Consider the following 24,667-nt stretch of genomic DNA (forward strand, 5'->3'; position numbering starts at 1 on the left):
GATCTTGCACTTTCTGTGGCGACAAAGCAGCGTGAAAAGCGCAAAAGGACAACACAAAGTGCAAGATCGCGGAGAACGAGGGGCGGGGGCGGCGGGGTCAGCCGGCGGTGGCGGTGGCGGTGGCCAGTTTGAGGCTGAAGGCCAGGAAGAGGGTTGCCACCGCCGTGGTGCCGCCCACGGCGAGGCGTCGGCGGCGACGGAACTGAGCCGCCAGGAAGGTGCCCGCGAAGATCAGCGCGGTCAGGTAGAGCGCGCTGGTGACCTGGGCGATCAGGCCGAGTAGCAGGAACGACAGCGCCGGCCAGGCGTAGTCCGGGTCGACGAACTGGATGAAGAACGAGATGAAGAACAGGATCGCCTTCGGGTTCAGCAGGCTGATCACCAGCGCCTTGCGGAACGGGCTGCGCAGCTGCGCCGGTTCCGCGGCGTCGATGAGCCGCGGCGTGGCGGGGTCGTTGCGGTCGCGCCAGCGCCGCCAGGCGCCGCGCAGCATGGTCACCCCGACATAGCCGAGGTACGCGGCGCCGGCGTACTTGATCACCAGGAACAACGGTGGGTACGCCTTGAGCAGCGACGCCACCCCGGCGGCGGAGAGGACCATCAGCACCCCGTCGCCGACGAACACCCCGGCCGCCGCCCGGTAGCCGACGCCCACGCCCCGTTTGGCGGCGGTGGAGAGCACGAAGAGTGAGTTCGGCCCGGGCAGCAGGATGATGGCCACGGTGCCCAGCACGTACGTCCAGATGTCGGTGATCCCCAGCACGCCCGCCATCATCACGCCACCGGTGCCGTACGGCGAAGCCTTTTCCGCAGCATGACCTGTGCGTTCGGCCACTCGTCGACGGTCATCGCGTACTGCACCGTGTCGCGCCACGAGCCGTCCGGGCGTAGGCGGTGCATCCGCAGCACCCCCTCCCGGGTGGCGCCGAGCCGTTCGATGGCCGCCTGGGAACGGACGTTGCGGATGTCGGTGTGCCACGCCACCCGTACCGCGCCCAGTTCGTCGAAGGCCCGGCCGAGCAGCAACAGCTTGGCCTCGGTGTTGATCCCGGTACGCCACCACGGGCGGCCGAGGAAGGTGTGCCCGATCGCCACCGACCGCCGGCCCGGGTCGATCTCGTAGTACGAGGTGCTGCCGACCACCGTCCCGGTCGCCGCGCAGCGCTGCACCCAGGGCACCCGCTCACCGCGCTGCTGTGCGGCCAGCGCGGTGGCGATCACCTCGGCGGTCCCGGCCGGCTCGGTGGGCCGCGGGACGGTCAGGTGCCGCCAGACGTCGTCGTCGGCGGTGGCGGCGTGCAGGTCGTCGGCGTGCGCCGGGTCCAGCGGCTCCAGCCGGACGTGCTCGCCGCTCAGCGCCACCGGGTCGTGCCAGGGCGTACGAGGCGTCCGCAGGTACGCCGGCAGGGGTGCGGTGACCCCGACGGCGGGCTGCGGCGGCCCGGCGGTCAGCCGCAGCGGCAGGACGCCGGCCCAGTACGGCAGGTCCAGGTCGGCCTCGTCGTCACGGACGTCGCCGGTGCGCGACCGGACGGACACCTCGTGCAGGGGCAGTGCCAGCACGGCGGTCTCGGCCAGTTCGCGCCGGCTCGGCGGACGGCTGTCCGTGCTGCGCCCCGCGCCCACCTTCTCGACCAGCGCGGTGAGCATGGCGCTCTTCTCACCGGCGTCGGTGACCAGTCGGGCGGTGCCGTGCGCGACCACCGAGCGGTAGTTGGCGCTGTGGTGAAACTGGGACCGGCCGTAGACCAGCCCGTCGAGCAGTGTCACCGCCACGCAGACGGCCAGCCCGTCGCCCCGGGCGGCGAGCAGCGGCCGACTGCCGGTGGATCCGTGGAGGTAGAGGGTGTCGCCGATGCGGACGTGCAGGGTGGGCAGTACGCGCGGCTCGCCGTCCACGGTGAAGCCGAGCGCGCAGTGGTACGCCTCGTCCAGGACGGCGTGCGCCGCCTCGCGGTCGTAGCTCATCCGGTCGCGGGAGCGGCTGGCGGTGGTGCGGGCGGTGGGTGGATACATGCGCACCCCTTTGTTCTAGTACAATCTCTTGTTTGTGTCAGCACGCTATCAGTTCGCCGGGACGACGGCCGCCACGATTTCGGCCAGCATCGAATCGGGCATCCGTACCGGCGCCCTGCCACCCGGCGCGGCCCTGCCGTCGGTGCGGGCCCTCGCCGCCCAGCTCGCCGTCAGCCCGGCCACCGTCGCCCGCGCCTATCAGGAGCTGCGCCAGCGGGGCGTGCTCACCACCGCCGGCCGGCACGGCACCCGGGTCCGTCCGCGCCCACCGGTGGCCGCCCGTCGCTCCGCGCTGCGGCCCGCGCCCCTGCCCGGCGCCCGTGACCTGTCCCGGGGCGAGCCCGACCCCCGGCTGCTGCCGCCGATCGGCCCTCACCTGGCGGCGCTCGCCGCCGATGTCGGCCCCTCGGTCGGCTACTCCGAGGCCGGGGTGCTCCCGGAGGTGGCCGAGGCCGCCCGCGCCCGGCTGAGCGCCGACGGGGTGACCGCCGACGACCTCACCCTCACCGGTGGCGCGCTGGACGGCATCGAACGCCTCCTCGGCGCGCACCTGCGCCCCGGCGACGCGGTGGCGGTGGAGGACCCCGGTTGGGCCAATCTGCTCGACCTGGTCGCCGCCCTCGGGCTGCGCCCGATCGGCGTACCGGTGGACGACGAGGGGCCGATCGCGGCCGGGGTGGCGGCCGCACTGACCGCCGGCGCGCGGGCGCTGGTGGTCACCAGCCGGGCCCAGAACCCGACCGGCGCGGCCGTCTCCGCCGCCCGCGCCGACGAGCTGCGCGCGCTGCTCGCCGGGCGGCGGGACCTGCTGCTCATCGAGGACGACCACGCCGCCGAGCTGGCCCGCGTACCCCTGCACCCGCTCGCCGGCGCGACCGCGAACTGGGCCTTCGTACGCTCGGTGAGCAAGCCCTTCGGCCCGGACCTGCGGCTGGCGGTGCTGGCCGGTGACGAGACCACCGTGGCCCGGGTGACCGGTCGGACGCGCGTCGGCGCCGGGTGGGTGTCCACCGTGCTGCAACGGCTGGTGCTCGCCCTCTGGCAGGACCCGGCCGTCGACGACCTCGTGCGCCGCGCGGCGCGCGACTATGAGCTGCGGCGGGCGGGACTGCTGACCGCGCTCGCCGGGCACGGCCTCACGGCGCACGGGCGCAGCGGCATCAACGTCTGGTTGCCGGTGCCGGACGAGACCAGCGCGGTGACCGCGCTGCGCGATGCCGGCTGGGTGGTGGCGCCCGGCTCGCTCTACCGGATCGCCGCGCCGCCCGCCCTGCGCGTCACCGTCAGTTCCCTGGCCGTCGAGAACCTGGCGCCCCTGGCCGCCGCCCTGGCCCGCGCCGTTCGTCCCGGTCCACCGTCCGGTTTCGCCACCTGACCCGCCGACCGGCGACCCGGCCGGGCGGTTTGCCGGGTGCGTGACGGGTATGCGCGCCAACGGAGGTGGCTGGTCATGGCTTCAGGCGGTAATCGAGGGCTCTGGATCGGGGTGGCGGTCGCGGTCATCGTGATCATCATCGTGTTGATCGCGCTCGTGTCGTGTGGCGGCGGTGGGGGTGGGGGCGGGTACTGACGGACGGCCGCCCGGGTCTCTCCGGGGCGTACCCGGCAGCGGCTACCGAACGGGTATATAACAGTCGGCATGGCCGAGCAGACCGACGCCGCTCCCGGTGCCCAGCGGTTCATCCCGCCCGATGCCGACACCATCGACGCGTTGCGCGCGGCCTCGGGCGGCTGCCGCGGCTGCGAGCTGTACCGGGACGCCACCCAGACCGTCTTCGGGCGGGGTGACGAGAGCGCCCGCGTGGTGCTGGTGGGGGAGCAGCCCGGCGACATGGAGGACCAGAAGGGCCTGCCCTTCGTCGGTCCCGCGGGTCGGCTGCTGCGCAGGGCCGTCGACGACGCCGGCCTCGACCCGGCCGGGCTGTACCTCACGAACGCGGTGAAGCACTTCCGTTTCGAGGTGCGGGGCAAGCGGCGCATCCACCAGACGCCGGACCGGATTCACATCGCCGCCTGCCGTCCCTGGCTGGTCGCCGAGTTCGCCCGGCTCGACCCGGCGGTCGTCGTGGTGCTCGGCGCCACCGTCGCCAAGGCGTTGCTCGGCCCGTCCTTCCGGGTGACCAGGCAGCGCGGTGAGCTGCTGCCCTGGCCGGCGTCCGCGCAGCATCCCGAGGACTTCCGGCGGGTCCCGGTGGACAGCGCCGGCGCGCTGGCCGACGCTCCACCGACCCGGCTGCTGGCGACCATCCACCCGTCCGCGGTGCTGCGCGCCGACGACCAGGATGCCGCGTACGAGGGGCTGGTCGCCGACCTCACCGTGGCCGCCCGCGCCCTCGCCGGATAACCGCGGGGGTGCCGTCGCGCGCCCGCCGGATAATCGCCCGGCCGGCGTCGAGCGGGACGTCGTCAGCCGGCGGTGTCGGTGTAGACCTCGACGTCGTAGAGCAACTGGACGTTGCGGCGGCCGTTCGTGACGCCGACGAAGACCGGCTCACCAGCCGGGGTGCGGCCCTGCCGCCACGCCTGTTCCCGGGCCGCCTCCCGCGACTCGTGATGGCTCCTGCCCTCCTGGTGCAGTTGCAGGACGCGCCGGGCGGTGCTCCGGTCGGTGTCGAGGTGGATTCGCAGCAGAGGCATCACGGGACCTCCTCGCGGGACGATGTGCAGGCGTTCAGGTAGCTTACCGACGTTAAGTTTCCTGTCCACCGTATTAGGGTGACCGCATGACAGAGCGCCGCTCTCCCTCCTCGATATGGCTACGTCCGGAGCACTCCGGGACACCGCGCCGGCCGCCACTGACGATCGACCGGATCGTGGACGCGGCGGTCGACCTGCTGGACGAACACGGCATCGACGGCCTCACGATGCGCGGCCTCGCCCAGCGCCTCACCGTCACGGCGACCGCCCTGTACTGGCACGTACGGACGAAGGACGACGTCCTGGACCTGGCGATGGACCGGATCTTCGGCGACGTGCCGATCCCGGACGCGACCGACGACTGGCCCCAGGACGTCCGGGTCCTCGTCCGAGGCTGGCGCTCCGCCATGCTCCGGCATCCGTGGGCGCCGAGCCTGGTGGGCCGGCCGATGCTCGGGCCCAACGTGCTGGCCCGTACCGAATTCCTCCAGGCGGCGCTGGTACGCGGCGGCTGCCGTGGCCGGCACCTCGCGGTGGCCACCCGAACGCTGGCCAACTACGTCATCGGCGCCTCGCTCACCGAGGCCACCTGGCGCAGGACCGCCGACCCGGACGCGCGGGCCGCCGCCCGCGACCATGTCACGGCGCACGCCGACGCCTACCCGACCCTGACCGCCTCCGGTCATCTCGACGACTCCCGGTGGGACGACGACCTGCTGTTCGAGGAGGGGCTGGACGGCGTGCTCCGCGCGGTGGCACGGCATTCACCGTCCTGAGTGTCCCAACAGGACGGGACGTCTGATACCTCCTGGAAACGGCGTTGCGCGATCGGTGTAACACGCCCTCCACAGACTCACATGAGTCGATCTTGTAGGGGAGGCGTTCATGAGCGATCAGACGCAGTCGACGGTGAGCCGGCGTGGATTCCTGCGCGCGGTCGGGATCAGCGGTGGAGCCGGCGCGATGCTCGCCACGATGGGCGCCATGGGGCTCGCGCCCAGCGCCGCCGCGTCGACGACCCCGGCCTTTCGGGCGCCGGAGCCGTCCGACTTCACGCTGACCGGGCGGCCGAGGGCGAGCGTCGTCGTGCTCGGCGGCGGCATCGCGGGGCTCACCACCGCGTACGAGCTGGGTAAGGCGGGTTACCAGTGCACGGTCCTGGAGGCGCGGCACCGCGTCGGCGGGCGGAACCTGACCATCCGCGGCGGCGACGTCGAGACCGACCTCGACGGCCACACCCAGCGGGCCGGCTTCTCCGACGGCGTCTACTTCAACGCCGGTCCGGGCCGCATCGCACAGTGGATGGTCACCATGGACTACTGCCGGGAGCTGGGCGTACCCGTCGAGGTCTTCACCAACCAGAACGCCGACGCCTGGATCTATAACGAGTCCGCCGGGATGACCGGCCCGGTCCGCTACCGCACCGCCAAGGCCGACGTCTTCGGCTACGTCTCGGAACTGCTCGCGAAGGCCACCGACCAGGGTGCGCTGGACGCGCGGCTCAGCGCCGAGGACCGGGACCGGCTGCTGTCGTTCCTGCAGAGCTTCGGCGCGATCGGCGGACGGGTCAGCGACTGGGCGTACACCGGGACCAGCCGGCGCGGCTTCGCCACGTACCCCGGCGCGGGCAACGACGTCGGCAGCCAGCTCGGCACGCCGCCCGCGCTCTCCGACGTCTTCGCCAGCAACGTGGGCCGGTACTTCTCCTTCGAGTTCGGCTACGACCAGGCGATGCTGATGTTCCAGCCGGTCGGCGGGATGGACCAGATCCCGCGCGCCCTCGCCAAGGCCGTCGGCGGGCACCGGATCCGCCTCAACGCCGAGGTGACCGGGGTGACCGACCGGGGCGACCGGGTCGAGGTGACCTACCGCCAGGGCGGCCGGCCGGCGCAGCTCACCGCCGACTACTGCGTGGCCGCGCTGCCACCGCACCTGATGGCCCGGGTACCGCACAACCTCGGCGTCGACGTCACCGCCGCGCTGGCCGACTTCCCGGTCACCGCGGCCGGCAAGATCGGTCTGGAGTACCGCAGCCGCTGGTGGGAGACCGACCAGCGGATCTACGGCGGCATCACCGAGACCGACCTGGACCTGTCGCACATCTGGTACCCGTCCTACGGCTTCCACGGCAAGCGCGGCCTGGTCGTCGGCTACTACAACACCGGGGCGAACGCCCGGGCGTACAGCGGGCTCACCCCCGAGCTGCGCCAGGAGCGGGCGGTCAGCCAGGGCGTGAAGATCCACGGCGACAAGTACCGCAGCGAGCTGGTCACCTCGTACTCGCACGCCTGGGACCGGACCCGCTACATCGAGGGCGCCTGGACCTCGCCCCGGTACGGCACCGCCGGATACGACCTGCTGCTCCGGCCGGCCGGGCGGGTCTACTTCGCCGGGGACTGGCTGAGCCACGAGGTGGCCTGGCAGCACGGCGCGTTCGTGGCGGCCCGCGCCGCGGTGTCGTCCCTGCACCAGCGGGTGATGACCGGCTGACGTCCGCCCCTCCGACGCCGACCAAGATCCGCGCACCTTCGGGGAAACTGCTGCTTCCCGGCGCGCCGAGCCAGCAACGTCCCTGAAGTTGCGCGGATCTTGCGGCGGGGCGGGGCGGGGCGGGGCGGGCGGCGCAGCGCCGCCCGCGGGGCGTCAGGGCCGGAGTGGGTGCGCGAGGATGAGGGCTTCCCCCGTCCGCGAGGAGCGCCGATGGCCACCGATCTGACCGCGTCGCGTACCGCCGCCCGGCTCGACGCCGCACCGATCCAGCGGCGCACCATGCGCCTGCTCTTCGGTACCCAGATCATCGGCGGCATCGGCGTGACCATCGGTATCTCGGTGGGCGCGTTGCTCGCCGCCCGGATCGCCGGGACGGCGGTGGCCGGGGTCGCGCAGAGCGCCGGGGTGGTCGGCGCGGCGCTGCTCGCCGTCCCGGTCACCCGGATCATGGCCCGGCACGGCCGCCGGCCCGGCCTGGTGCTGGCGTACGTCGTGGGTGCCGTCGGCGGCGTCCTGGTGGTGCTGGCGGCGGCCACCCGCTCGGTGCCGCTGCTCTTTCTCGGCATGCTGCTGTTCGGTGGCGGCACCGCCGCGAACCTCCAGGCCCGGTACACGGCCGTGGACCTCGCCGAGCCGGCCCGTCGAGGTCGCCAGCTCTCGCTGATCGTCTGGGCCACCACCATCGGCGCGGTGGCCGCGCCGAACTTCGCCGCGCTCGCCGACCGGGTGACCACCGGCTGGGGGCTGCCCCCGCTGGCCGGCCCGTTCGCGTTCAGCGCGACGGCGTTCGTGCTGGCTGCCGTCGTACTCCTCGGCCTGTTGCGGCCCGACCCGCTGCTCACCGCGCGGCGACTCGCGGCGGCCGACGCCGCGTCGCCACCGACGACCGGGCCCGACGGTGGCGGGCCGGCCGCCGCCGTGCCGTCGGACGGTGCGGCGGCGACGCCCGGGCCCGCCGCCGGGTCGCCGGCGGGCGGTGGCGACGGGCCGGCCGCCGTGCCGGTCGGCGTGCGTGCGCCGCGCGGCGCCGGGATGCGGGCGGCCTGGTCGGTGGTACGCGAACAGCCCGCCGCCCGGCTCGGCATCGCCGCCGTGGCGGTGGGTCACCTGGTCATGGTGGCGGTGATGGCGATGACCCCGGTCCGGCTCGGTGAGTCGCACGCCGACGCCGACGTGCTGCGGCTGGTCGGGATCGTGCTGAGTCTGCACATCGCCGGCATGTACGCGTTCTCCCCGGTGGTCGGCTGGCTCACCGACCGGCTCGGCCGCCGGGCGGTGATCCTCGGCGGGGTCGGGTTGCTGCTGGCCGCCTGCGCGGTCGCCGGTACCGCCGGGCACCACACCCCTCGGCTCTCGGTCGGTCTGGTCCTGCTCGGGCTGGGCTGGTCCGGGACGATGGTGGCCGGCTCGACGTTGCTCTCCGAGTCGGTGTCGGCCGAGGTGCGGCCGAGCGTCCAGGGATTCTCCGACATGATCATGGGGCTGGCCGGCGCGAGTGCCGCGGTGCTCAGCGGGTTTGTCATGCAGGCGGCCGGATATCCCGTGCTCACCCTGCTCGCGGCGGTCGCGACCGTGCCCCTGGTGGCGCTAGCGTTGCGCCCGGTGCCGACCGGGGCACCGGGTGAGGAGGATTGATCACGTGCGGCTGACCGACTTCTGGGCGCGGTTGGAGGAGGCGTTCGGGCCGGGCTACGCGGCCAGCATCGCCCGGGATCAGGTGCTGTCCCAGCTTGGCGGCCGGACCATCGAGCAGGCGTTGGCGGCGGGTGAGCAGACCCACGCGGTGTGGCGGGCGGTGTGCGCCGCGTACCCCGACCGCGTGCCCGCGCGACTACGCTGAGCAGCCTTTTCGCTGGTTCCGCGTGTCGCTTGTCGAGTCGTACACCTGTTCGGCTATTGTCCACAGCGGGGTGCTCGTCCACAGCTCGCGGCCCGTCGGCTGGTTTTCTGTCGGACCTAGCGCCTAGCGTGTCCGCGTGACGCGAAGCTCAGCAAAGACGCCGGCGAAGGCAGGGGTGGCAACCATGGCAGCAGGGCCTGACCGGGAGAAGGCACTCGACCTTGCTCTCGCTCAGATCGACAAGCAGTTCGGCAAGGGCTCGGTGATGCGGCTGGGAGAGCGGCCGGTCGTCCAGACCGCCGTGATCCCGACCGGCTCCATCGCGCTCGACGTGGCGCTCGGCGTGGGTGGTCTCCCGCGCGGCCGGGTGATCGAGGTCTACGGCCCCGAGTCCAGCGGTAAGACCACGGTGGCCCTGCACGCCGTGGCGAACGCCCAGCGCAACGGCGGCATCGCCGCCTTCATCGACGCCGAGCACGCGCTCGACCCGGAGTACGCGAAGGCCCTCGGCGTCGACACCGACGCGATGCTGGTCTCCCAGCCGGACACCGGCGAGCAGGCGCTGGAGATCGCGGACATGCTGATCCGCTCCGGCGCCCTGGACATCATCGTGATCGACTCCGTGGCGGCCCTGGTGCCCCGCGCCGAGATCGAGGGCGAGATGGGCGACAGCCACGTGGGTCTCCAGGCCCGGCTGATGAGCCAGGCGCTGCGCAAGATCACCGGCGTGCTCAGCAACACCGGCACCACGGCGATCTTCATCAACCAGCTCCGGGAGAAGATCGGCGTGATGTTCGGCAGCCCGGAGACCACGACCGGTGGTCGGGCGCTGAAGTTCTACGCCTCGGTCCGGCTCGACGTGCGCCGCATCGAGAGCCTCAAGGACGGCACCGACGTGGTCGGTAACCGCACCCGGGTCAAGGTCGTGAAGAACAAGGTCGCCGCGCCGTTCAAGCAGGCCGAGTTCGACATCATGTACGGCAAGGGCATCTCGCGCGAGGGCTCGCTGATCGACGTCGGCGTGGAGCAGGCGATCATCCGCAAGTCCGGCGCGTGGTACACGTACGACGGCGACCAGCTCGGCCAGGGCAAGGAGAAGGCCCGGGAGTTCCTGAAGGAGAACCCGGACGTGGCCGCCGAGATCGAGAAGAAGATCCTGGAGAAGCTCGGCGTCGGGGTCGGCGCGGGCGACGCCGCCGGTGGCCCGGAGCTGCCGCCGGTCGACTTCTGACCGGTCGCTGACCCATGGCAGGACGACGCGCTCGTACGGGGCGGGGCTGGGATGCCAGTCCGCCTCGTACGGGCGACGCCGCCGATCCGCCGCGCCCCCGCCGGGGTGGCCGTCGGGGCGAGTCGCCGGCCGACGAGCAGGCGGCCACGCCGCGCGACGAGTCCGAGGTGGCTCGCGAGATCTGCCTGCGCCAGCTCGCCGTCCGGCCGCGAACCCGCGCCGAGCTGGCCGGGGCGCTGGCCAAGCGGGGCATCTCCGAGGAGGTGTCGGCCGAGGTGCTCGACCGGTACGACGAGGTCGGCATCATCGACGACGCCGCGTTCGCCCGAGCTTGGGTGTCGAGCCGACATTCCGGGCGGGGCCTCGCCCGCCGGGCGCTCGCCAACGAGTTGCGCCGTAAGGGCGTGGACGGCGAGGTGGCCACCGAGGCGCTGGGTGAGCTGGACGAGGAGACCGAGGCGGAGACCGCCCGGGCCCTCGTGGAGCGCAAACTACGGACCGCCCGGGGTGAGCCGGATGCGGTCTTCCGCCGCCTGGTGGGCATGCTGGCCCGCAAGGGCTACCCGCCGGGCGTGGCGATCCGGGCGGTGAAGGACGCGCTCGCCGCGCAGAGCGCCGAGGCGGCCGAGTTCGCCGAGCAGATCGACGCCGACGCGCTCGCCGACGCCGAAGGCGAGTGAGGCGCTGGGGCCCCCGAGGCCACGCCCATCACCCGCGCCGATCTTGCACTTTCTGCTGAGGAAATGTGTGATACGGCCCGTTCTGTCGCCACAGAAAGTGCAAGATCGCGGGAGTGGCGGTGGGGCGGCGCGGGGTTGTGGGGGTCAGCGAGGGAAGCGCAGGCTCTCCACAATCAGGTCGCAGCCCGCCCGCATCTGCGCCGCCGGCAGCACCCCGTGCCGACACATGATCGCGAACTCGTCGGTGCTGTCGGGGATGACGCCGTAGACCATGACGTCAGCGACGCCGGGGAACCCCTCCATGTTCGCCATCGGCTCGGGAGGAAACTTGTAGGAGTCGATCCGTACGGCCTTCGCGCCGTCGAGCGTGAGCCGTTGGACCGCCGGATCGGTTGGCGCGACGGCGGGGTCGTCGACGAGGAACAGGTCCATCACTGAGCCCTCCACCGGGTTCGGCTCCATGGTCATCAGCATGACGATGTCGCCCTCGCCCCCGGCCTTCGGTGAGACCTGGGTGCAGTCCGGTTCGCCCCGCGGCGGGCAGGGGCGGGCCGTCCACTCCGCCGGTGCGGTGTAGCTCATCCGCCCGTCCGCGGTGGTGGTCCGCTCACCGGCCTTGAGCGCTGCCGTACCCTCCGAGCCGGTCGTCGCCCGCCAGTTCGCGAAGACCACCACGGCGCCGAACGACAGCGCCAACACGCCCACGAACAGGAGCAACTTCCGCATCATGCGTGGACGGTAGGGGAAGGTCAGATGATCGACAATCCGCCGATGGTGCGAGTGCGTGACGCGCTGCCGGGTCGCTGTTGTCACACAGTCGGCCCGACGCCCCGGTGTCGGCGTCGCTGAACAGGCACGACACCCGAATCGGGGCGTCGGCTCGCCGCGTTTGTCCCGCCGTGTCCGACACGACATCAGCTTTACGTGACGTTACAACTTCTCTCCGTTCGGGGGGTTTGATCATGAGTCCTTGACCAGACCGCCCTCGGAGACCTAGCCTCGCCATACAGGCTCACATTGCCCGACCATCGCAGGCTAAGCGCACAACATAGATCTCGTAACAGAACAGCATCACTTTGGCCGGCTCCACGGCCTTTGGCGGCAGTTCCGGACTGGCCGGTCCGGCACGCCGCGACAACTGCACCCGGTCGCCGACGATGCCCGAGGGCACCGCCGGCGGAGAGAGCTATCCACGGCCAGCCGCTCCGGTCGGGCGTCCACAGCCGCAGGAGTGTGCCCTGGGCACGGTCGCTGCGGTCATGACGTTCAGGGGAGGCGGCCATGGCGGGGCGGCGGCACAGACGCACGGATGGACCTCGCGGGGTCCCGGCATGAACGCCCTCGACGTGGTGCTCCTCGCGGCCGTCCTGATCCTCGCCGTGGTCGTGGTCGCGGCGGTGCTGGTCGGCATCCGGACGCTGCGCCGGATCGGCTCGGCGCCCGTTCCGGAGGATCCTGCCTTCATCGCCGAGAAGGACCGGCAGGAGCAGTCCCTGGCCGCCCTGCGCGACGCGGCCGACCAGGCGAACAGCACGATCGACGTGGCGAAGTCCGCCGCCTCCGCGGCCCGCGCCGAGGCGGCTGCCGCGAAGGCCGAGGCGAAGGCGGCCCGGGCCGAGGCCCGGCGGGTGCTCGACGACGCCCGCGCCGAGGCGGACACCGTGCTGGAACGGGCACACAAGCAGGCCGAGGCGGACGCCGAGCAGCTCCGTACGGCCGCGCGCCGCAGCGGCGAGCGGGAGGTCGCGGTGCTCGCCGCCACCACCCGTGAACAGGCCGCCGAGGTGGAGCGTCGGGCGGCCCGGATGGACGAGCGGGAGCGGCTGCACACCGAGGAGGTGGAGCGGTTCGCCGAGCGGGAACGGCAGCTCACGGCGGCCAGCGCCGCCCTCGCGGCCCGGGAGTCCGCGCTCGCCCAGCGCGAGGCCGAACTGGCCGAGGCCGAGGAACTGCGCCGCCGGGAGTTGGAGCGGGTGGCCGGCCTCACCGCCGAGTCCGCCCGGCTCGAGCTGATCGAGGCGATCGAGACGTCCGCCAAGCGGGAGGCGGCGCTGCTGGTGCGCGACATCGAGTCCGACGCGCGCAACACCGCCGAGCAGCGGGCCCGGCACATCGTGGTGGACGCGATCCAGCGGGTGGCCAGCGAGCAGACCGCGGAGAGCGTGGTCAGCGTCCTGCACCTGCCCGGGGACGAGATGAAGGGCCGCATCATCGGCCGCGAGGGCCGGAACATCCGCGCCTTCGAATCGGTGACCGGCGTCAACCTGATCATCGACGACACCCCCGAGGCGGTGCTGCTCTCCTGCTTCGACCCGGTACGCCGCGAGGTCGGCCGGCTCACCCTCGAGAAGCTGGTGCTGGACGGGCGGATCCACCCGCACCGGATCGAGGAGGTCTACGACCTGGCCCGCCAGGAGGTGGAGCAGCTCTGCCTGCGCGCCGCCGAGGACGCCCTGGTCGAGGTCGGCATCACCGAGATCCACCCGGAGCTGATCACCCTGCTGGGTCGGCTTCGCTACCGCACCTCGTACGGCCAGAACGTGCTGAAGCACCTGGTCGAGACCGCGCACATCGCCGGCATCATGGCCGCCGAACTGCGGCTGGACGTGCCCACCATCAAGCGGTCGGCGTTCCTGCACGACATCGGCAAGGCGCTCACCCACGAGGTCGAGGGCAGCCACGCCATCATCGGGGCCGACCTGGCCCGCAAGTACGGCGAGCACGAGGACGTGGTGCACGCCATCGAGGCGCACCACAACGAGGTGCCGCCGCAGACCATCGAGGCCGTCCTCACCCAGGCGTCCGACGCCTGCTCCGGCGGCCGGCCGGGGGCGCGGCGGGAGAGCCTGGAGGCGTACGTCAAGCGGCTGGAGCGGATCGAGGAGATCGCGGCCGGCAAGCTCGGTGTGGACAAGGTCTTCGCCATGCAGGCCGGCCGGGAGATCCGGGTGATGGTCAAGCCGGACGACGTGGACGACATCGGCGCTGCCGTGCTGGCCCGGGACGTGGCCAAGCAGATCGAGGAGGAGCTGACCTACCCGGGTCAGATCCGGGTCACCGTGGTCCGCGAGTCCCGGGTCACCGAGATCGCCCGCTGACCGGCAGACACGCGACGGGCGGGTGGCCTCGGCCACCCGCCCGTCGTTCGTGCTGGTCCCGGTCAGATCATCCGGGCCGAATCCGCGCCCGCGTCCTGGGCGGGCAGCACCTTCGCGGCGGTGCGCGGCGCGCGGCCCATCCGCTTCTGCAACCACCAGGCCAGGATCGACAGCGCGCCGCAGATGGCGATGTAGATCGTCGCGACGATCAGGTACGTCGGCACGTACGGCAGCCCGAACGGCAACCGGCCGCCGATCTGCTTGCCGACGAACAGCAGTTCGGGGTACGTGATGATGAAGCCCAGCGCGGTGTCCTTGAGCAGCACGACGAGCTGGCTGACGATCGCCGGGAGCATCGACCGGACGGCCTGCGGCAGCAGGATGAGCCGCAGCACCTGGTTCTTGCGCATGCCGATCGCGTACGCGCCCTCGGTCTGCCCGTACGGCACCGCGTTGATGCCGGCCCGGAAGATCTCCGCGAGCACCGAGCCGTTGTAGAGCATCAGCCCGATGACCAGCGCCCACAGCTTGTCGATCGACCAGCCGTACTGCAACGGCACGTAGTAGCCGAAGAAGATCAGGATCAGCAGCGGGATGGCCCGGAACAGCTCCACCACGAACGTCGACGGGGCCCGCAGGATCCACTTGTCGCTGAGCCGGCCGCTGGCGAAGATCGCGCCGAACAGCAGCGCCAGGACGGCGGCGATGCCGGCCGCCTTCAGCGTCGCCCACAGGCCGGCGAGCAGTTCGCGTTGCACCGAGGCGTACTGGAACTGCTCCCACTTGCGGGCCTCGAACTGGCCGGTGTCGGCGAACTTGTAGCCGACGTAGGCGAGCAGCGCGATGATGCCGGCCGTGGAGACGACCCCCAGGAGCGCGTTGCGCCGCTTGGCGCGGGGCCCGGGCAGGTCGTAGAGGACCGATGCCTGGCTCACCTCAACCACCCTCCGTTCACGACTGCGGGGCTCATCGGGCCACCCTCCACTTGCGCTCCAGGAACCGCTGCAACGCCACCAGCGGCAGGATCAGGATCAGGAAGCCGATGGTGATCCAGAGCAGGACGGCGAACTGCGGCTCGCCCCGCTCGGCCATGTACGCGGGGATCGCGCCGGCCTCCAGCACCGAGAAACCGGCGGCGATCGTGGTGTTCTTCAGCATGGCGATGAACACGCTCACCATCGGCGGGACCATCGCCCGCAGCGCCTGCGGCAGCACGATGAGCGTGAGCACCTGGCCGAAGGTCATGCCCAGGGCGCGGGCCGCCTCGGCCTGCCCGGCGGCCACCGTGTTGACGCCGGAGCGGATCACCTCGCAGACGAACGCCGAGGTGTAGACGGTCAGCGCGATGGCGGCGCTGGGGAAGTAGTCGATATTGACGTCGAGCTTCGGCACCGCGAACACGAGGAACGCGAAGACCAGCGTCAGCGGGGTGTTACGCACCAGGTTGACGTACGTGGCGCCGAACGCGCGCAGCGCCGGCACGGGGGAGACCCGCATCGCGCCGAGCAGCGTGCCGAGGACGAGGCTGCCGACCGCGGCGATCAGGAAGAGTTTGACGGTGTTGGTGAACCCGTCGACGAACAGTTGCCCGTTGTCCGTCAGTACGCGGAAGAACTCGCCCATGCCTCGCTCTCAGTCCCTCTCCACGGGCGCCGGACGGGGAGAAGCCCCGCCCGGCGCCGCAACTCGTGTCGAGCCGGGTCGATCAGTACCGCTCGACCTTCGGCGGGGTGCCGGCCGAGCCGGACAGGCCGAGGGTGCCGTCGTAGATCTTCTGCCAGGTGCCGTTGCTGAAAGCGGCCTCGATCTGGTCGTTGACGTAGTCGCGCAGCGCCTTGTCGTCCTTCGGCAGGCCGATGCCGTACTTCTCGGTGCTGAACGGCTGGCCGACGACCTTCAGCTCGTCCGGGTTCTGCGCCGCGTAGCCCTTGAGGATCGCGTCGTCGGTGGTGACGGCGTCGACCTTCTTGTCCAGCAGCTGCGACACGCACTCCGAGTAGGTCTTGAACTCGACGATGTTGTTCGCCTCGGTCAGACCCTCGTCGCGGACCTTCTGGATCGGCGTCGAGCCGGTGGCCGAGCAGACCTTCTTGCCCTTGAGGGTGTCCTTGCCGGTGATCGACGACTCGTCCTTGCGAACCAGCAGGTCCTGACCGGCGACGAAGTACGGGCCGGCGAAGGAGATGTCGTTCTTGCGCTTGTCCGTGATCGAGTAGGTGCCGACGTAGTAGTCGACCTCACCACCCTTGATCGCGGTCTCCCGGTTGGCCGACGCGATCTCCTTGTACTGGATCTTCGCGGGGTCGATGCCGAGCGTGCTCGCGACGTACTGGGCGATCTCGATGTCGAAGCCGCACCGCTTGCCCTGGGCGTCCTTGTAGCCGAGGTTCGGCTGGTCGAACTTGACCCCGATGGAGACCGTGCCGGCCGCCTTGATCTTGTCGAAGGTCGGGCTGCCGGCGACGGCAGCGTCCGCCTTCGGGGTGAAGGTCGCGCCGGAGCTCTTGCAGGTGTCCCCCTGGGCGGCGCCGGAGGCGTTCCCGCCCGCGCTCGGGGTCGGCTCACCCTCCTTGCCGCAGGCCGCGGCGGACAGGGCGAGGGAGGCCATCATGGCGACCGCCGCCACGCGCGTCATACGCATACTCTTCTCCTTCTTCGACGGAGCCCGCCCCTGTGCGGCGCGCTCCACTACGGACGCCTAGTGCGTGAGGATCTTGGAGAGGAAGTCCTTGGCCCGGTCGCTGCGCGGGTTCGCGAAGAACTCCGCGGGCGGGGCGTCCTCGACCAGTTGGCCGTCGGCCATGAAAATGACCCGGTTGGCGGCGTGCCGCGCGAAGCCCATCTCGTGGGTGACCACGACCATGGTCATGCCGTCCCGCGCCAGCGACGTCATCACGTCCAGCACCTCGCCGACCATCTCCGGGTCGAGGGCGCTTGTGGGCTCGTCGAACAGCATCGCCTTGGGCTGCATGGCCAGGGCGCGGGCGATCGCCGCCCGCTGCTGCTGACCGCCGGAGAGCTGCGCCGGGAACTTGTCCGCCTGGTTGGCGATACCGACCCGGTCCAGCAGGGCCAGACCGCGTTCGCGGGCCACGGCGGGCTTCTCCCTGCGGACCTTGATCGGCCCGAGGGTCACGTTCTCCAGGATGGTCTTGTGGGCGAAGAGGTTGAAGGACTGGAAGACCATGCCCACCTCGCTGCGCAGCCGGGCGAGGGGCTTGCCCTCGGCCGGCAGCGGCTGACCGTCGAAGGTGATGCTGCCGGAATCGATCGGTTCCAGTCTGTTGATGGTGCGACACAGCGTCGACTTGCCGGAGCCGGACGGGCCGATGACCACGACCACCTCGCCCCGACCCACCGACAGCGAGACGTCGTCCAGCACGTGCAGCGGTCCGAACCACTTGTTGACCGCGTCCAGCACGATGAGCGGTTCGCCCGTCGTCACGTCGTCCACCGTCCCTGTCGTCTCCCCGGAGCGGGGTCGGTCGACCCCCGGTTGGGCAACTGTAGGCGGCGTGATGTGGCGGAACGCAACCCAGTTGGTCACGGAGCGGTAACACCGGTCACGATCGGCTACCGGCGTCCGGTTTCGGTCACCGGTGGGCCGCGACGGTGGCGGCGGCACGCGGTTGCCGAGATCATGGGGGGATGACCGAACCCGTACGGCTGACCCGTTACGCGCGCGGCGGCGGCTGCGCCTGCAAGATCCCCCCGGGCGAGCTGGAGGCCATGGTGGCGGGTCTCGGCCCGGCCACCGGCAGCGCGGAACTGCTGGTCGGTCTGGACCACGGCGACGACGCCGCGGTGGTCCGTCTGGACGAGCGCACCGGCCTGGTCAGCACGGCGGACTTCTTCACCCCGGTCGTCGACGACGCGTACGACTGGGGGCGCATCGCCGCGGCCAACGCGCTGTCCGACGTGTACGCGATGGGCGGCACGCCGCTGGTGGCGCTGAACCTGCTCTGCTGGCCGCGGGACGTGCTGCCGCTGGAGTTGGCGCGGGAGGTGCTGCGCGGCGGCCAGGACGTGGCCCGGGAGGCCGGTTGTCACCTGGCCGGCGGGCACAGCGTGGATGACGACGGTCCGAAGTACGGACTCGCGGTCACCGGCACGGTACGCCCCGAGGAGCTGATCACTCTGGACGCCGGCCGGGCCGGGATACCGCTGTCCCTGACCAAGCCGCTCGGCGTGGGCGTGCTCAACACCCGCCACAAGTCCACCGGCGAGAGCTTCCCGGAGGCGGTCGCCTCGATGAGCGCGCTGAACCGGGACGCGGCGCGCGCCGCGGTCGCCGCCGGCATCCGGTGCGGCACCGACGTGACCGGGTTCGGCCTGCTCGGGCACGCCTCGAAGCTGGCCCGCGCCAGCCGGTTGACGGTGGCCATCGACACGGCCCGGGTGCCGTACCTGGCGGGCGCGCGGGAGGCGCTGCGCGACGGGTACGTCAGTGGCGGCAGCCGCCGCAACCTGGAGTGGGTCACCCCGTGGACGGACTTCGGCGCGGCCGACGAGGGGGAGCGGCTGCTGCTGGCCGACGCGCAGACGTCCGGCGGTCTGCTGGTGGCCGGTGAGCTGCCGGGCGCGCCGGTGGTCGGTGAGCTGCTGCCGCGCGGGGAGCACCTGGTCGTCCTGCGCTGACGCTCGGCCTACGGAACCGCTACCGGTGGTGTCGGGACACGCCCTCCGGGTGGTTCGGTCGGCGCACGATACCCGATAAACTGTCACCTTCCCGCTACTCCGAGCAATGCCGCTCAGGGAAATTTTGCCCGGAATGGTCACAGACCGGTAACTTGCCCCCGGCTGAGGTCATATGCCCCCCACCATCGTCAGTAAGGCCCGATCCGGAGGCCGGTGGGACGAACGCAGCGAGGAGGCGGAATGACCGAGCTGTGGAACTGGAGAATCGACCGGGTACGACCCGTTGAGGTCTACCCGGCGCTGGCCGAGGCACTCGGTCGGGTGGTGATGCCGCTGGCGGCGGCGGACCCGGCGAGACTGCCGGCGTACGCGGTGGTGTGTGACGTCTGGCAGGCGCCGGGCGAGTTCCCGACGGTGATCGACTGCTACGGGGTGCCCGAGCGGCTCTCCGAGCACGCCAGCATCGCCGCGCTGGCCCGGTTGCTGGGCCGGGACTGCCTGCTGCGGGACGACACCCTCGACGTCACCCGGCACCTGCTCGTCGCACCGGACGGCACGGTCCGCCCGGTGCACTTCGACGTCCGGGACACCGACGACGGAGAGGTGCTCAGCCGACGACGGCTCTGCTCGCTGGGTGACCCGGGCTGCCGGGGCTGGTCGCAGTGTCACCGCTCCCGCTGGGCGCCCGACACCGTCGCGCCGGTCCTCGCCGCAGCCTGACCGCCACCGAGCCGGCCAGGCCCGCTCACGCCGAGCCGGCCGGGCCGGGGCGTCAGCCGCGCCCGGTGGCGGTGGCGGCCGGTCGATCGGCGGCGTTCGACCCACCCCGCACGACCAACTGGTCGAGCAGGGTGCGGGTGGCCTCGGTCACGGCGGCCACGGCGGCCTCGAACGCGGCGGCGTTGTGCGCGGCGGGCGCCCGGAAGCCCGAGATCTTCCGGACGTACTGCAACGCCGCCGCCTCGATGTCCGCGTCGGTCACCTGCGGAGTGAACGGTTCGCGCAGCGTCTTGATGCTTCGGCACATGTCGGGTGCTCCTCGGTTCGGGGTGATCCGGTCGACCCGGATACGCTGTCCTGGTCATGACTACCGCAGCGGCGGGCAGCCCGCGCACCTACCAGGTGCGCACCTACGGCTGCCAGATGAACGTGCACGACTCCGAGCGCATCTCCGGCCTGCTGGAACAGGCCGGCTACGTGCGCGCGCCCCAGGCCGACGACGCCCCCGACATCGTCGTCTTCAACACCTGCGCGGTGCGGGAGAACGCCGACAACCGCCTCTACGGCAACCTCGGTCATCTGCGCCCGGTGAAGGACAAGCACCCGGGGATGCAGATCGCCGTCGGTGGTTGCCTGGCGCAGAAGGACCGTGGCGAGATCGTCCGCAAGGCGCCCTGGGTGGACGTGGTCTTCGGCACGCACAACATCGGCGCGCTGCCGGTGCTGCTGGAACGGGCCCGGCACAACGCCGCCGCCGAGGTGGAGATCCTGGAGTCGCTGGACGTCTTCCCGTCCACGCTGCCGACCCGCCGCGAGTCCACGTACGCCGGCTGGGTCTCGATCTCGGTGGGCTGCAACAACACCTGCACGTTCTGCATCGTGCCCTTCCTGCGCGGCAAGGAGAAGGACCGCCGCCCCGGCGACATCCTCTCCGAGGTGCGCACGCTCGTCGACGAGGGCGTGCTGGAGGTGACGCTGCTCGGGCAGAACGTCAACTCGTACGGCGTCGAGTTCGGCGACCGGTACGCGTTCGGCAAGCTGCTGCGCGCGACCGGTGAGATCGACGGCCTGGAGCGAGTCCGGTTCACCAGCCCGCACCCGAAGGACTTCACCGACGACGTGATCGCCGCGATGGCCGAGACCCCGAACGTGTGCCACTCGCTGCACATGCCGTTGCAGTCCGGCTCCGACGACGTGCTGAAGGCGATGCGCCGGTCGTACCGCTCCGAGCGGTACCTGGGCATCATCGAGAAGGTCCGGGCGGCGATGCCGGACGCGGCGATCACCACCGACATCATCGTCGGCTTTCCGGGCGAGACCGAGGCCGACTTCCAGCGCACGCTGGACGTGGTGCGCGAGGCCCGCTTCTCGTCGGCCTTCACCTTCCAGTACTCCAAGCGCCCCGGCACCCCCGCCGCGACCATGGACGGCCAACTGCCCAAGCAGGTCGTGCAGGAACGCTACGAGCGGCTCATCGCGACCGTCGAGGAGATCACCTGGGCGGAGAACAAGCGCCTCGTGGGCGAGACCGTCGAGGTGCTGGTCGCGGTCGGCGAGGGCCGCAAGGACGAGCGGACCGGGCGGCTGTCCGGCCGGGCCCGCGACGGCCGGCTGGTGCACTTCGACGCCGGCAGCTTCGCCGGTGCGATCCGCCCCGGCGACATCGTGCACACCGAGATCACGTACGCCGCGCCGCACCACCTCAACGCCGACGGCGCACCCCTGTCGCACCGGCGGACCCGGGCCGGCGACGCCGCCGAGGCCGGCCGTTCCCCGCGTACCCCCGGGGTGTTGCTTGGCCTGCCCACGGTCGGTGCCCCGGCCGCGGCGCCCGCGCCGACGACCGGCTGCTCCGCGCACTGACCCCGGTCGGGGCCCGCCGGCCCGGCGGACCCCGACCGACCCACGGTCAGACCGTGATGCGACCGGCGCCGGCGCCGCCCGTCACGATGGACTTGACGTTGCTCGCGGTGTCCAGTTGGTACGAGTACGGGATGCTGGCGACGCTGCCACCGGTCTGCCCGGCGGGCGAGTTGACGAAGTGGTTGTTCCGGGCGACCAGCCGGCCCGGTCCGGAGTCGGCCTCGCCGAGGTGGTACGTGTCGGGGACGTTCTCGAAGTAGTTGCCCTCGACGAGCACGCCCGCGTTCTCGGTGGAGGCCACGCCGTAGCCGGTGTTGGCCCGGTAGTAGTTGTTGTAGACGTGCACCGGGTTGCCGAAGCGCACCCGGGGGTTGCGCTGCTTGCTGCCGTCGAACCAGTTGTGGTGGTACGTCACCCGCAGGTGCCCGGTGTCCTGGGCGCCGTTGTCGTCACTGTGGCCGAGCAGCATGGTCTTGTCGTGGTTGAAGACCCGGTTCCACGACACGGTGACGAAGTCCGAGCCGCGCTTGATGTCGACCGCGCCGTCGTACCCGTTGCTGAAGGTGTTGTGGTCGATCCAGATGTTGGTGGCCGACTCCTGCACGTTTATCGCGTCGTCGTTCCAGTCCCGGAACGTCAGGTTCCGGATGATGACGTTGCGGTCGCCGCTGATGTTGAGTCCACAGCCGACGATCGTGGCGCCGGAGTTGCCGAGGATGGTCTTGTTGGAGCGGACCCGCAGCATGCCCGAGCAGGAGATGGTGCCGGACACCCGGATCACCGCCGACCCGGTCGCGTTCAGCGCGCTGGTGAGCGCCGAGGCGTTCGTGACGGTGGTCGCCGGGGCGCCACCGCCGCCGGTGGTGCCGCCGTTCTGGGTGGCCCAGCCGACCAGGCCGGTCTGCGGCGGAACGCTGGGCGGCGACTGGCTGGGGATCGGTGAGATGGTGGGCGTGCCCGGGGTGGTCGGTGCGGCGGTGGTCGGTGTGGTGGTGCCGCCGGTGCAGGCCACGTTGTTCAACGTGAAGCTGGTCGGGGCCGGGTTGCTGGAGTTGTTCCAGCTCGCGTTGAAGCCGAACGAGGCGCTGCCGTTCGTGGCCAGGTTGCCGTTGTAGTCGACGTTGGCGGCGGACACCTCGCCGCCGCTCTGCGTGACGGTGGCCCCCCACGCCTGGCTGACCTGCTGGCCGGCCCCGTACGACCAGCGCAACGTCCACCCGGAGACCGGGTCGCCGAGGTTGGTGACCGTGACGTTGCCGGTGAACCCGCCCGGCCACTGGCTGGCGACCGAGTAGGCGACCTGACAGCCGGCTGCCGCCTGGGCCGACACGGCCGTCAGGAGGCCGCCGGCGACCAGGGCGACGGTCGCGGCGGCGGTGGTGGCGAGCAGCGTCGTTCGACGCTGTGCTGTGCGCATGCTGCTTCCTTTCGGTGAGGCGGACATGCCCTCGCGACGCCCATGCCCGTGGGCGGCGAGGTGGGCCGGGATCTCAGGTCCCGGGTCCGCCGGTGCGGTTCGGTGCGGAGAGCGGCTCCCGCGCTCGCGCCGGCCGCGACGGAGGCAAGCGCTTTCCCGATGGAAACATAGAAGCATCTGGATGTAAATGCTCCGTGCGGCCGGGGCGCGGTCGTCCTGCGCTTGAGCTGGTGCGCGCCCGGCCCGAGGTGGCCGACGCCCTCGGCGTGGGCGTCGACCACCTCGGTTGCTCAACAGCTCGCGCCGTTGAGCTTTACGGTCGCCGGGGCGCTGGCCGTACCGTTGGCGGTGAAGCCCACGGTGACCGAGGCGCCCGCCGCCAGAGACGGCGCGTGGCTGGGCGCGGCGGCCGTGACCGTCGTACCGGACTGGGTGACGGTGGCGTTCCACCCGCTACCCAGCGTCACGCCGGACGGCCAACTCCAGGTGACCGACCACGGATTCACCGCTGCGGTGCCGGTGTTCTTCACGGTCAGCTCACCCTGGAAGCCGCCCTGCCAGGCGTTGACCTGCCGGTAGGTGGCAGTGCAGGCGCCCGGAGGCGCGCTCGTCGGCCCGCCGGTGGGGCCGCCGGTGGGTCCGCCGGTGGGTCCGCCCGTGGGGCCGCCGGTGGGTCCGCCGGTGGGTCCGCCCCCGCTCGGGGCGATCAGGTACGGCTGCAGGATCGCCTGCTTGGTGGTGTTGACGTTGGTCCAGTCGTCAAGCGCGATGCCGCCGGTGTCGCCCGAGTTGGGGTTCCAGGACCAGTAGGTGAACGACATCCCGGTCACGCCGGTGCCGGTGTACGCCATCAACTTCTCCAGCCACACCCGGTCCTTCGGGTCGGCCAGGGTGCTGCCGAACTCACCCATCATGATCGGGGCGATGTTCTGCTTGTAGAGGTAACCCCAGTACTTGTCCCAGATGGCCGGCAGGTTCGCCGGGTAGTCGGGGGCGTCGAACCAGGTCTGCCGGTACACCGACGTCGCGTACTCGTGCGGCGAGTAGACCAACCGGTTCGGCACGTTCAGCCGTACCGGGTACTGGCCCGCCTTCGACAGGTTGCCGCCCCACCAGCCGCAGTCCTCGTCGTTGCTCGGGTCGTTGTCCCAGACGTTGGAGAGGCCACCGCTCGGGCAGCTCACCCCCTCCACGAAGATCAACCAGTTGGGCTGCACGCCGAGGATGGCGTTACCGGCCCGCTCGGCGGCGAGCCGCCAGTCCCGGTTCGTGTCGCCGCAACCCCAGCACGCGCCGGTGGCCGCCGGGTTGGTCCCCTCGGCGTGCGGCTCGTTGTGCAGGTCCGCGCCGATCACCGTCGGATTGCCCGCGTACCGCTGGGCGAGCATCTTCCAGTCGTTGATCCAGGTCGCCTCGGAGACCGTCGACGTGTACCAGAGCGGCGACTGCCCGGCCGACGTCGGCCGGTGCCGGTCCAGGATGATCCGCATTCCCTTGCTGCCGGCGTAGGCGATCACCTTGTCCAGGATCTGCAACGGCGACAGCCCGACCAGATCCGGGTTCACGAAGTCGTTGATCCCGGTGGCGGTCGCGCCGGCCTTGACCGAGTCGTTCGAGTACGGCACCCGCAGCGTGTTGTAGCCCAGCCGGGCCATCGTGTCGAGCTGCCCCCGCCACGGATTGCTCGACCAGAGCCCGTGGAAGGTCTTGTTGTCGGTCTCCATGCCGAACCAGTTGATGCCGGTCAGCCGGACCGTGGCCCCGGTGCTGTCCACGATCTGGTTGCCGTTCGTGTGCAGATATCCGGTGCCGGTACCGGCTGCGGAAGCCGGGGTGGTGCTGACAGCGGCGGCCAGGAACACGCCGGCCGCGGCGGTGGCGAGCGCGGTCAGCGCGCCACCGAGCGCTTTCATACGGATCATTCGAGCTCCACTTCGGAGGCACGACGCCGTCCAACGACGACGCCGGCAGGCGGCCGTGCGCACGTCACGGCCCTTTGGCGGTACGCGGACAGTGCGCGACGGCCCATGTCACGCG

At 71.5% G+C, this 24,667-nt stretch carries 23 protein-coding genes and 1 pseudogene; 12 read left to right on the forward strand and 12 right to left on the reverse strand.

From position 1 onward, the window contains the following. Positions 1-97: 97 nt before the first annotated feature. Both leuE and AC3EN4_RS11530 read right to left on the reverse strand, forming a co-directional pair. Positions 98-775: a leucine efflux protein LeuE gene (gene leuE, locus AC3EN4_RS11525; RefSeq protein ID WP_435205921.1), complete on the reverse strand. Its 678-nt coding sequence runs from the start codon at positions 773-775 to the stop codon at positions 98-100. Continuing rightward, positions 775-2,016, reverse strand: coding sequence for a bifunctional pyridoxamine 5'-phosphate oxidase family protein/GNAT family N-acetyltransferase (locus AC3EN4_RS11530; RefSeq protein ID WP_435205922.1), 1,242 nt, complete (start codon positions 2,014-2,016; stop codon positions 775-777). The genes leuE and AC3EN4_RS11530 overlap by 1 nt, the downstream gene beginning before the upstream one ends. Positions 2,017-2,050: 34 nt before the next feature. Here AC3EN4_RS11530 and AC3EN4_RS11535 point away from each other — a divergent pair, with 34 nt between their 5' ends. Then, positions 2,051-3,391 carry an aminotransferase class I/II-fold pyridoxal phosphate-dependent enzyme gene (locus AC3EN4_RS11535; RefSeq protein WP_435205923.1) on the forward strand — a complete coding sequence of 447 codons (1,341 nt, stop codon included), beginning with the start codon at positions 2,051-2,053 and terminating at the stop codon, positions 3,389-3,391. 264 nt (positions 3,392-3,655) lie between these two features. Further along, complete coding sequence (locus AC3EN4_RS11540) at positions 3,656-4,360, forward strand: UdgX family uracil-DNA binding protein (RefSeq protein WP_435205924.1); 705 nt, start codon at positions 3,656-3,658, stop codon at positions 4,358-4,360. Positions 4,361-4,422: 62 nt separating this feature from the next. Here the strand turns inward: AC3EN4_RS11540 and AC3EN4_RS11545 are convergent, their stop codons facing one another. Further along, the gene (locus AC3EN4_RS11545) at positions 4,423-4,653 is read right to left on the reverse strand and encodes a hypothetical protein (RefSeq protein WP_422738895.1); all 231 of its coding nucleotides are present in this window, start codon (positions 4,651-4,653) and stop codon (positions 4,423-4,425) included. A gap of 86 nt (positions 4,654-4,739) precedes the next feature. Here AC3EN4_RS11545 and AC3EN4_RS11550 point away from each other — a divergent pair, with 86 nt between their 5' ends. The 6 genes from AC3EN4_RS11550 (at position 4,740) to AC3EN4_RS11575 (ending at position 10,894) form a co-directional block, all read left to right on the forward strand. Beyond that, entirely contained in the window at positions 4,740-5,429 is a 690-nt protein-coding gene (locus AC3EN4_RS11550; RefSeq protein ID WP_435205926.1) for a TetR/AcrR family transcriptional regulator, read from the forward strand. Positions 5,430-5,538: 109 nt separating this feature from the next. Beyond that, positions 5,539-7,143 (forward strand): flavin monoamine oxidase family protein, encoded by a 1,605-nt coding sequence (locus AC3EN4_RS11555; protein WP_435205927.1) that lies wholly within the window; start codon positions 5,539-5,541, stop codon positions 7,141-7,143. A 210-nt stretch (positions 7,144-7,353) separates the two neighbouring features. Next, positions 7,354-8,778 carry an MFS transporter gene (locus tag AC3EN4_RS11560; RefSeq protein ID WP_435205928.1) on the forward strand — a complete coding sequence of 475 codons (1,425 nt, stop codon included), beginning with the start codon at positions 7,354-7,356 and terminating at the stop codon, positions 8,776-8,778. Between the two features lie 4 nt (positions 8,779-8,782). Beyond that, a complete protein-coding gene (locus tag AC3EN4_RS11565) occupies positions 8,783-8,983 on the forward strand; it encodes a DUF3046 domain-containing protein (RefSeq protein ID WP_422738899.1) in 201 nt (66 codons plus the stop codon). A gap of 184 nt (positions 8,984-9,167) precedes the next feature. Beyond that, positions 9,168-10,214, forward strand: a complete 1,047-nt coding sequence (gene recA / locus AC3EN4_RS11570) for a recombinase RecA (protein ID WP_088990914.1) — start codon at positions 9,168-9,170, stop codon at positions 10,212-10,214. A 14-nt stretch (positions 10,215-10,228) separates the two neighbouring features. After that, positions 10,229-10,894 carry a regulatory protein RecX gene (locus tag AC3EN4_RS11575; RefSeq protein WP_435205929.1) on the forward strand — a complete coding sequence of 222 codons (666 nt, stop codon included), beginning with the start codon at positions 10,229-10,231 and terminating at the stop codon, positions 10,892-10,894. Between the two features lie 144 nt (positions 10,895-11,038). Here the strand turns inward: AC3EN4_RS11575 and AC3EN4_RS11580 are convergent, their stop codons facing one another. Then, positions 11,039-11,623 (reverse strand): hypothetical protein, encoded by a 585-nt coding sequence (locus AC3EN4_RS11580; protein WP_435205930.1) that lies wholly within the window; start codon positions 11,621-11,623, stop codon positions 11,039-11,041. Between the two features lie 602 nt (positions 11,624-12,225). Between AC3EN4_RS11580 and rny the strand changes: the two genes are divergently transcribed. Continuing rightward, complete coding sequence (gene rny / locus AC3EN4_RS11585) at positions 12,226-13,992, forward strand: ribonuclease Y (RefSeq protein ID WP_422738903.1); 1,767 nt, start codon at positions 12,226-12,228, stop codon at positions 13,990-13,992. A 62-nt stretch (positions 13,993-14,054) separates the two neighbouring features. Here the strand turns inward: rny and AC3EN4_RS11590 are convergent, their stop codons facing one another. The 4 genes from AC3EN4_RS11590 to AC3EN4_RS11605 form a co-directional block, all read right to left on the reverse strand. Further along, complete coding sequence (locus AC3EN4_RS11590; protein WP_435205931.1) at positions 14,055-14,927, reverse strand: amino acid ABC transporter permease; 873 nt, start codon at positions 14,925-14,927, stop codon at positions 14,055-14,057. A 31-nt stretch (positions 14,928-14,958) separates the two neighbouring features. Continuing rightward, positions 14,959-15,615 carry an amino acid ABC transporter permease gene (locus AC3EN4_RS11595; RefSeq protein WP_355053238.1) on the reverse strand — a complete coding sequence of 219 codons (657 nt, stop codon included), beginning with the start codon at positions 15,613-15,615 and terminating at the stop codon, positions 14,959-14,961. Positions 15,616-15,697: 82 nt separating this feature from the next. Continuing rightward, positions 15,698-16,633 carry a glutamate ABC transporter substrate-binding protein gene (locus tag AC3EN4_RS11600; protein WP_435205932.1) on the reverse strand — a complete coding sequence of 312 codons (936 nt, stop codon included), beginning with the start codon at positions 16,631-16,633 and terminating at the stop codon, positions 15,698-15,700. Between the two features lie 57 nt (positions 16,634-16,690). Beyond that, a complete protein-coding gene (locus AC3EN4_RS11605; RefSeq protein ID WP_435205934.1) occupies positions 16,691-17,446 on the reverse strand; it encodes an amino acid ABC transporter ATP-binding protein in 756 nt (251 codons plus the stop codon). A gap of 194 nt (positions 17,447-17,640) precedes the next feature. On the opposite strand from AC3EN4_RS11605, the gene selD reads away from it, so the two are divergent. Both selD and AC3EN4_RS11615 read left to right on the forward strand, forming a co-directional pair. Next, positions 17,641-18,630: a selenide, water dikinase SelD gene (gene selD / locus AC3EN4_RS11610; protein WP_435205935.1), complete on the forward strand. Its 990-nt coding sequence runs from the start codon at positions 17,641-17,643 to the stop codon at positions 18,628-18,630. A 240-nt stretch (positions 18,631-18,870) separates the two neighbouring features. Further along, positions 18,871-19,350 carry a hypothetical protein gene (locus AC3EN4_RS11615; protein WP_435205936.1) on the forward strand — a complete coding sequence of 160 codons (480 nt, stop codon included), beginning with the start codon at positions 18,871-18,873 and terminating at the stop codon, positions 19,348-19,350. 52 nt (positions 19,351-19,402) lie between these two features. On the opposite strand, the gene AC3EN4_RS11620 is transcribed toward AC3EN4_RS11615, so the two are convergent. Beyond that, on the reverse strand, positions 19,403-19,657 hold the full coding sequence (locus AC3EN4_RS11620; RefSeq protein WP_355053243.1) for a DUF2277 family protein: 255 nt from the start codon (positions 19,655-19,657) through the stop codon (positions 19,403-19,405). 56 nt (positions 19,658-19,713) lie between these two features. Between AC3EN4_RS11620 and miaB the strand changes: the two genes are divergently transcribed. After that, positions 19,714-21,213, forward strand: a complete 1,500-nt coding sequence (gene miaB, locus AC3EN4_RS11625) for a tRNA (N6-isopentenyl adenosine(37)-C2)-methylthiotransferase MiaB (protein WP_435205937.1) — start codon at positions 19,714-19,716, stop codon at positions 21,211-21,213. Positions 21,214-21,259: 46 nt separating this feature from the next. Here the strand turns inward: miaB and AC3EN4_RS11630 are convergent, their stop codons facing one another. The 3 genes and pseudogenes from AC3EN4_RS11630 to AC3EN4_RS11640 form a co-directional block, all read right to left on the reverse strand. After that, the gene (locus AC3EN4_RS11630; protein WP_435206034.1) at positions 21,260-22,159 is read right to left on the reverse strand and encodes a pectate lyase family protein; all 900 of its coding nucleotides are present in this window, start codon (positions 22,157-22,159) and stop codon (positions 21,260-21,262) included. A gap of 69 nt (positions 22,160-22,228) precedes the next feature. After that, a pseudogene (locus AC3EN4_RS11635) lies at positions 22,229-22,807 on the reverse strand (cellulose-binding domain-containing protein); the annotation flags it as partial. A gap of 113 nt (positions 22,808-22,920) precedes the next feature. Further along, positions 22,921-24,552, reverse strand: a complete 1,632-nt coding sequence (locus tag AC3EN4_RS11640; protein WP_435205938.1) for a cellulase family glycosylhydrolase — start codon at positions 24,550-24,552, stop codon at positions 22,921-22,923. Positions 24,553-24,667: the final 115 nt, after the last annotated feature.

The organism is Micromonospora sp. bgisy143, from assembly GCF_057708145.1.

What these genes read in the sequence shown, in the direction of transcription:
- AC3EN4_RS11550 (WP_435205926.1), top strand. Translation starts at nt 4,740, where the DNA reads ATGACAGAGCGCCGCTCTCCCTCCTCGATATGGCTACGTCCGGAGCAC.
- AC3EN4_RS11540 (WP_435205924.1), top strand. Translation starts at nt 3,656, where the DNA reads ATGGCCGAGCAGACCGACGCCGCTCCCGGTGCCCAGCGGTTCATCCCG.
- AC3EN4_RS11640 (WP_435205938.1), bottom strand. Translation starts at nt 24,552, where the DNA reads ATGATCCGTATGAAAGCGCTCGGTGGCGCGCTGACCGCGCTCGCCACC.
- leuE (WP_435205921.1), bottom strand. Translation starts at nt 775, where the DNA reads ATGATGGCGGGCGTGCTGGGGATCACCGACATCTGGACGTACGTGCTG.
- AC3EN4_RS11620 (WP_355053243.1), bottom strand. Translation starts at nt 19,657, where the DNA reads ATGTGCCGAAGCATCAAGACGCTGCGCGAACCGTTCACTCCGCAGGTG.
- AC3EN4_RS11580 (WP_435205930.1), bottom strand. Translation starts at nt 11,623, where the DNA reads ATGATGCGGAAGTTGCTCCTGTTCGTGGGCGTGTTGGCGCTGTCGTTC.
- AC3EN4_RS11555 (WP_435205927.1), top strand. Translation starts at nt 5,539, where the DNA reads ATGAGCGATCAGACGCAGTCGACGGTGAGCCGGCGTGGATTCCTGCGC.
- AC3EN4_RS11595 (WP_355053238.1), bottom strand. Translation starts at nt 15,615, where the DNA reads ATGGGCGAGTTCTTCCGCGTACTGACGGACAACGGGCAACTGTTCGTC.
- recA (WP_088990914.1), top strand. Translation starts at nt 9,168, where the DNA reads ATGGCAGCAGGGCCTGACCGGGAGAAGGCACTCGACCTTGCTCTCGCT.
- AC3EN4_RS11615 (WP_435205936.1), top strand. Translation starts at nt 18,871, where the DNA reads ATGACCGAGCTGTGGAACTGGAGAATCGACCGGGTACGACCCGTTGAG.
- rny (WP_422738903.1), top strand. Translation starts at nt 12,226, where the DNA reads ATGAACGCCCTCGACGTGGTGCTCCTCGCGGCCGTCCTGATCCTCGCC.
- selD (WP_435205935.1), top strand. Translation starts at nt 17,641, where the DNA reads ATGACCGAACCCGTACGGCTGACCCGTTACGCGCGCGGCGGCGGCTGC.
- miaB (WP_435205937.1), top strand. Translation starts at nt 19,714, where the DNA reads ATGACTACCGCAGCGGCGGGCAGCCCGCGCACCTACCAGGTGCGCACC.
- AC3EN4_RS11545 (WP_422738895.1), bottom strand. Translation starts at nt 4,653, where the DNA reads ATGCCTCTGCTGCGAATCCACCTCGACACCGACCGGAGCACCGCCCGG.
- AC3EN4_RS11530 (WP_435205922.1), bottom strand. Translation starts at nt 2,016, where the DNA reads ATGTATCCACCCACCGCCCGCACCACCGCCAGCCGCTCCCGCGACCGG.
- AC3EN4_RS11600 (WP_435205932.1), bottom strand. Translation starts at nt 16,633, where the DNA reads ATGCGTATGACGCGCGTGGCGGCGGTCGCCATGATGGCCTCCCTCGCC.
- AC3EN4_RS11575 (WP_435205929.1), top strand. Translation starts at nt 10,229, where the DNA reads ATGGCAGGACGACGCGCTCGTACGGGGCGGGGCTGGGATGCCAGTCCG.
- AC3EN4_RS11560 (WP_435205928.1), top strand. Translation starts at nt 7,354, where the DNA reads ATGGCCACCGATCTGACCGCGTCGCGTACCGCCGCCCGGCTCGACGCC.